The 6,088-nt window shown below is 49.1% G+C and carries 7 protein-coding genes; all 7 read right to left on the reverse strand.

The genetic code is table 11. The features are described 5' to 3' along the window. Positions 1 to 886, reverse strand: an 886-nt coding sequence (locus Q0394_RS11775) for an alpha/beta fold hydrolase (RefSeq protein ID WP_298947887.1), incomplete at its 3' end; no start/stop codon positions are given. Between the two features lie 38 nt (positions 887 to 924). Beyond that, positions 925 to 1,479 carry a DUF1287 domain-containing protein gene (locus tag Q0394_RS11780; RefSeq protein WP_298062280.1) on the reverse strand — a complete coding sequence of 185 codons (555 nt, stop codon included), beginning with the start codon at positions 1,477 to 1,479 and terminating at the stop codon, positions 925 to 927. Between the two features lie 7 nt (positions 1,480 to 1,486). After that, positions 1,487 to 2,416, reverse strand: a complete 930-nt coding sequence (locus tag Q0394_RS11785) for a phosphatidate cytidylyltransferase (RefSeq protein WP_298947888.1) — start codon at positions 2,414 to 2,416, stop codon at positions 1,487 to 1,489. After that, complete coding sequence (locus tag Q0394_RS11790; protein WP_298062275.1) at positions 2,413 to 2,880, reverse strand: hypothetical protein; 468 nt, start codon at positions 2,878 to 2,880, stop codon at positions 2,413 to 2,415. Before Q0394_RS11790 ends, Q0394_RS11785 begins: the two co-directional genes overlap by 4 nt. Further along, the gene (locus Q0394_RS11795; protein WP_298062273.1) at positions 2,861 to 3,499 is read right to left on the reverse strand and encodes a lysophospholipid acyltransferase family protein; all 639 of its coding nucleotides are present in this window, start codon (positions 3,497 to 3,499) and stop codon (positions 2,861 to 2,863) included. The genes Q0394_RS11790 and Q0394_RS11795 overlap by 20 nt, the downstream gene beginning before the upstream one ends. Positions 3,500 to 3,963: 464 nt before the next feature. After that, complete coding sequence (locus tag Q0394_RS11800; RefSeq protein WP_298062272.1) at positions 3,964 to 4,566, reverse strand: CDP-alcohol phosphatidyltransferase family protein; 603 nt, start codon at positions 4,564 to 4,566, stop codon at positions 3,964 to 3,966. Positions 4,567 to 5,083: 517 nt separating this feature from the next. Further along, positions 5,084 to 6,088, reverse strand: a 1,005-nt coding sequence (locus Q0394_RS11805; RefSeq protein WP_298947890.1) for a DUF3137 domain-containing protein, incomplete at its 5' end; no start/stop codon positions are given.

The raw sequence follows: 6,088 nt of genomic DNA on the forward strand, positions 1-6,088 counted from the left end.
TGCGCACCGAGATCGCGCGAGTGATGAGCGAGTCGGCGTCGTAGCTGGCCTGGCGATCCTTGTCGTGCGTGAGATAGTGCGCCCTGACGTAGCTGTTTACGAAAAAATTTCCGCGCGAGGAGTAGAGCGCCTTTAGCCCAGCCCTAGCAAACGGTACGTAAAGCTTCACGCTAAACGCCGGACTAGCTAGCACCGCGCAGCGAACGCGCACAGCGTAGTCGTGCAACCACGCCGAGACCAGCACCGCGCCCACGCTCTGGGCTATCACGGCTAGATTTTGCGTCTCAAAGCCAAATCTCTGCTCGATGTGCGCCACAAACTCGTCCACGTCGGCGATGAGGCGGCCGATACTTGGCGCGTCGCCCCGCTCTCCGTCGCTCCTGCCGTGTCCGCGCTGATCCCACGCAAAATAGCTAAAACTCTCATCCGCTAGCCCGTCCGCCACGTGCGTCGTCCTGCCCGAGTGCTCGTGTCCGCGGTGAAATATCGCTACGGCTTTGGCATTCGGCGCGGCTTTAAATTTGAGATTTTGTTCGGCGTTTTCGCTCGGCGTCTCGCTCAAATTTGACGTGCCGCATTTGCTAGCTTCGTTTAAATTTGAGTCCGAATTTTCGTCGCCGTTTGATAAATTTTGCTCGTCCGATTTACCTTCGCTGTTTAAATTTAGCTCCGTATTTTCATCCGCGCCGCCTATTTGCTCGTCGGTCAAATTTGATGTTTCGTTTGCGGTCCCGGCGCTTAAATTTGATCCGTCAAATTTACCGTCCTCGCTCAAATTTATTTCGTATGCGCTCTGGTTTTCGCACGCTACGTCGCTAGCCAGGCGGTATCTGTAAAATATCCTCGCCCCGTCGCTGGTTATAAAATAGCTCTCTTTAAACTCCATTTTTCGCCTTTCTTGCTTAAATTTATCGATTTTTACGCTTATTTTATCCTAAAATGCCCCGTTATCTCGTAACTCTTTAGCACGTCCTCTTCCTGCGCGCCAAGCCCGATATTGTGGATCACGAGCGGGGTTTTGCTAGCGGCAAATTTATCCGAAACTATGCCGATGTGCGGCCTGCCGTTATCCAGCCGCCACGTCACGATATCGCCGGCTTTAAACTCGCCCTTTGCCTCGTAACCCTTGCGTTTTAGGTAGGTTGCGATGTTTGGTACGCGGCGATGATCGATGTTTTTGTCGGTCTTTTTCGCGCCCCAGTTTTTAGGATAGGCGCTAAAATTTGCGCTCATATCCTCGTGGATGAGCCGCTGCAAATCGACGTCCTGCCCGCGCAGCGCCCTAACCACGACGTCGGTGCAAACGCCTTTTATCATATCCACATCGCCCATCGGATAGGCTAGCCTCTCGTACGAAGGATCGTAAAACAGCGTCTGCCCGACCTGCGCTCTAGCGTCTTGCACGAGCTTTTGGGCCGAAAATGCAAAGGCTAAATTTGCCGCGAGCGCTAAAAGTAAAATTTTGCTCCAAATTTTCATCAAAACCTCACGCGTAAAAATATCTAACTATGTGAAAAAATATCGGCGCCGCAAAGCATAGCGAGTCCATACGGTCAAGCATCCCGCCGTGCCCGCTGATCATGTAGCCCCAGTCTTTGACGCCCAGATCGCGCTTGATCGCAGACATAACAAGCCCTCCTAAAAAGCCCATCATGCAAACGGCAAGCCCGATAAAAAACGCCCCCACCGCGCCAAAGGGCGTGAGATAATGCAGACACGCGGCCAGCGTACTAGCGCTAAGAACCCCTCCCACAAAGCCGACCACAGTCTTAGACGGGCTGATGCTAGGAGCGATCTTGCGTTTACCAAAAAGCTTGCCCCAGACGTACTGCAGCACGTCGCTAGATTGCACGACCAGGATCAAAAACAGCATCAGCTCCATGCCGCTGCCACGCTTAAGATCCAGCAAAAGAAGCGCGGGGATATGCGAGATACAAAACACGCAGATCATCAGCGCCCACTGGATCTTCGTCGAGCGCTCCAAAAAGTATGCCGCATCGCCGCAAATGGCCGCTAAAATCGGTAAAAACAAAAATCCGTAAACCGGGATAAATATCATCGCCATCGCGTACCAATCAGCATAGATAAATATATACTGCATGGGCAAAATCACGTAAAAACACGCCACGAGCGTGATGTGATCGCCCCTGCGGATGTAGATGAGCGACAAAAACTCGCGCAAAGCGGCAAAAGATACGAGCAAAAACAAAAATATTACGGCGTTTTTGCCCATATACGTAAACGCAAAAATGACCAAAATCATCGCCCACCAGGCGTTTATGCGCGAGGTCAAATTTGCGATGGTTTTGTTCTCGGCGCCAAATTTTGCCTTTAGCATAAATGCAACGGCGCTAGAGACGACTAGCACCGCGATGAGTCCTAAAAATAGATTTAAGATATGATTTTGCGGGTTCATTTTAGGGCCTTTTGGTTAAATTTGAAGCTAAATTTGACGCCTACGCAGGAGCTATCCGAGCGAGTCAAATTTGCGCGCGTTTGGTTTGTCGCGCGGACGGCTTGATTGGTTAAATTTGTTAGCCAGAAATGCTCGCGCTTTGAGCCTGCATTTGGGTTAAATTTGATTTGCGGCGTGGCGAGCGTTTTAGCCCGTATTTCGCGCTTAAATTTGACGTTTTCGGCTGCTGCTTTAAAAGACTCGCCGTCAAATTTGTCGTAAAAATCGGTCGCAAATTTACCTCGCTCGTTTGACCGCTTTATCTCGCGCTTAAATTCTTTGCGATGAGCGCTGCAAATTTTATCTCCAAGCTCCAAGCTGTCGCAAAAAATATCGGCCGAATTTTCTCGCGCGCTTGACGGATTTGCGGGGCTTAAATTTACCGCTCTCGTCAAAGCTACCATGCTAGGCTTTCGTTCTATCATTTTGCGTATCGCTCATCGCTAGCAGCGCGTCCTGCGCCTTTTGTAAAAACTCGCCCTTGCCCTCGCCGCCGTAGGTTATCTCCTCGCCCACTATCAGCTCGCAAAGCAGCGGAATGGGTATCATAAAGCCTTTAGGTAGGACGTTGCGCGCATTTTTGATCCATACGGGCACTAGCGGGACGTCAGGACACTGCTGCGCCAGGCGAAATATCCCGCTTTTAAACGGCTGTAGCGCGAGATCGTCGTCCATCTTGCGCGTGCCTTCGGGAAAGATGATGAGAGAGTGGGTCTGCAGCGCCTCGTTCATTTGCGTTAGCGCCTCTAACGGATCTTTGCGGCGACTTATTAGCACCATATTAAACACGTTTTTAGCAAGAAATCTGCGCACGGGCCCGCTCTCCCAGTACTCCGTCGCCGCGACTGGGCGCACGCGCTTTCTCACGCGATACGGCAGCGAGACGAAAATCAGCAAAAAATCGCCGTGACTGGCGTGGTTTGCATAGTAAATTTTAGTACCCTCGCCGATGTTTAAAAGCTCCTGCGGCGGCCGTACGCCCGTGATAAATATAGTAATACGGCAAAGGATAAAATCAAGTGCTACAGCTAAAAACTCTTTCATCTTGTATCCTTTTTACTCTTTTACTTTTCAAATTCACTTTTTGCGGTGCCCTCAATTTTACGGTTGCGTGCAGCGAATAAGCTTCTCGCCCATCATGCCGAAAACGAGCGTTTAGACATGAATTTGAGGCGATTAAAGCTGATACGGTTTTAAGTAACGCCTGCAATTTGCCGCTTTTGCTACTTGCCTTTAATTTCACCGACTTTGATAAAACGCTCGAAATCAACCGACGCGTTTTGCGCGCCTAGCGTCTTTTAAAGCGTCTAAATTAAGCGGACAAATTCGCCGTGATATTTTATCCTCGCCTCAAAAAATCTCGTAAATTTAAACAAGATCAAATTTATAATTATTGCGTGCCCGCGTCGAGGCGAGCTTAAAACTTTTGCAATTATATCAAATTTAGGCGAATTTATCTTGCGTCGATTTTAGAGATAGCTATTAAATTTATCCTCGTCCGAGGCGCCTTATTCCACGCTTTTTAGTCCCATCCTTACGCGGTTTGCACAAGTAAGCGCAAGTAAAAATATCGCGGCGTAAAGTACCCAGCTAAGCCACTCCGGTAGTCGCCCAGATAGCGCATATACCGTACCGATAAGCCCGAATATAAACGCGCGGTCGCTCTTGCCCATAGGCCCGTCGTATCGCCTGCCGCAACCGTGCACCTGCCCTAGGACGCCCAAAAACTCACTCATAAAAGATAGAAAGATAACGAGCGCGATAACGCCCCAGTCAAACGGCGCCACGAAGGCAAACGGCAGATACAGCGCGGCGTCCGAGATGACGTCCGTGGCTTCGTTTAGGTAGCCGCCCAGCGGGCTTTTTTGATTAAGCTCGCGAGCCAGCATGCCGTCGATGGCATTTAGCGCCATACGCAAAAACATCCAAACGGGCAGCAGAAAGAATAGCGTCGAAATTTCGGCGAATTTTATCAGAAGTCCGCCCAGCAGAACGGAAATGACGCAGGCTGTGATCGTGACTTGATTTGCGCTGACGCCCGCGCCGTAAAGACGTCTTACTAACGGACGAAGTAAATTTTGAAATTTGGGCTTTAGCTCGTAAATCGTCATAAGGACTCCGAAAATTTGATTTTCGTATTGTCGCTTAAAAATGCTTGGAGGCAGATTAAATGTGTGGTCGGCTTTTGTGTGAGCTTTTTAATCGTCGATTTTTAAAAGCATTAGGATGGCGAAATGAACGATGAAAATATGAGTAAATTACCTCTTCTATCATTGCCGCGATCGGCACTTAATTTTTTTGACGCGGGCTCGCGATGGTAAAAGTAGTGTTTGCGGCACGATTATAGGCAGCGTGGTAATCTCCTTATGGAAAGCGTACGGTGCAATCATCGCCATATCAGTATCCATCTTTGCTCAATTCCTCTATGCGGACCGCAAAAATTTATAAATCGCATGGAATTTCGTCGCGATAGGTTTCAAACTTCGCTCTCCGCCGCAAATATAATAGACCTTGTCGCGAAAATTCTAAATCATAGCGGCGCCGAGCCGGGAAGAGTACTTTTAAATTTTAAAATTTCGCGGCGGCGCAAAGCCTCCGTATTTGCGGATTTAAGGTAAAATTCAAAATTTAATTCTGCCAGATATTTTCGTTTAATTTTAGACTTTTTACTATGGATAGAAAGAATAAAAGCTCGTGCTTGATAGACGCGGCAGGACCTGCGCTAAGTACGCTGCGATCTACGCTAGGCTCGAAGCTATCGTGTCCCGTGTGGATGAAAATGCAGATGTTTCTATCCGAAAAGCTTAATCTGATCGGTCCGCCGGCACCGCTTCTAAAGCGAAGCAAGCGCCGCATAAAGGCGGGCGTGAGGGCGTACATTGCAGACACGGCATCGGCGCTATATACGCTAAACGCGGAGCTAAACTCGCTATCGTCCATCGCGATCTTCTTAAGTCCGCCGAGTGTTGGTCTCGCGCTGAGCGAAGGCAGGATCACCGCCACCGAGTTTACGCGCTTTTTAAATTCTGCGTAGAAAAAGATCCCCCTGCTGCTACGTCGTTCGTCAGTATGAGTCACGCATACATCCGCAAAGCTGAAAAATACTCCGTCATAAACGCCGGAAATTTTATCTTCGCAATCAAAATAGCTTATGCCGTCCACAAATAGGCCGCTAGCGCGCAGATACGCCGGCCTAAACGAGCCTGAAATTTCGTAGCGATAACCTAGGCTCGCGATATAAGGCGCGATATATTGGTGTTTAAAGGCGCGGACGAATTTTTTGGATCTGTTGTGTTTGATCCGCTCCAGTGCGGCATCCGCGATATTAAACAAAGAAAGGCAGATGGTTACGAGTGCGATGATGAAGCGTAAGGCATCATTCTCGCACATTTCTACGCCTTTGGCAAGTATCCCCAGCAAGATGCAAAAGATAAATACGCGCATTATATTTGCATCTTTATTCACTACTCTATAAGAGATGCTGCCGCAGCTAAATGCCACTATGATCCAGCAGAGGCCCATTGCTGCATTTTGATCTCTAAAATTGAAAAATAGCCACAGCGCCGAGGCCAGCACCGCTAGTGCTATTATCGAAAACGCCGTGCCTTTGCGCTGCTCCGCCTCATCCAGGAT

The sequence above is a fragment of the uncultured Campylobacter sp. genome (genome assembly GCF_938039205.1).
Lineage (GTDB): Bacteria > Campylobacterota > Campylobacteria > Campylobacterales > Campylobacteraceae > Campylobacter_A.

Bases quoted from the DNA above. Each gene is read 5' to 3' on its own strand.
- Q0394_RS11800 (WP_298062272.1), bottom strand. From the start codon at position 4,566: ATGACGATTTACGAGCTAAAGCCCAAATTTCAAAATTTACTTCGTCCG.
- Q0394_RS11780 (WP_298062280.1), bottom strand. From the start codon at position 1,479: ATGAAAATTTGGAGCAAAATTTTACTTTTAGCGCTCGCGGCAAATTTA.
- Q0394_RS11790 (WP_298062275.1), bottom strand. From the start codon at position 2,880: ATGATAGAACGAAAGCCTAGCATGGTAGCTTTGACGAGAGCGGTAAAT.
- Q0394_RS11795 (WP_298062273.1), bottom strand. From the start codon at position 3,499: ATGAAAGAGTTTTTAGCTGTAGCACTTGATTTTATCCTTTGCCGTATT.
- Q0394_RS11785 (WP_298947888.1), bottom strand. From the start codon at position 2,416: ATGAACCCGCAAAATCATATCTTAAATCTATTTTTAGGACTCATCGCG.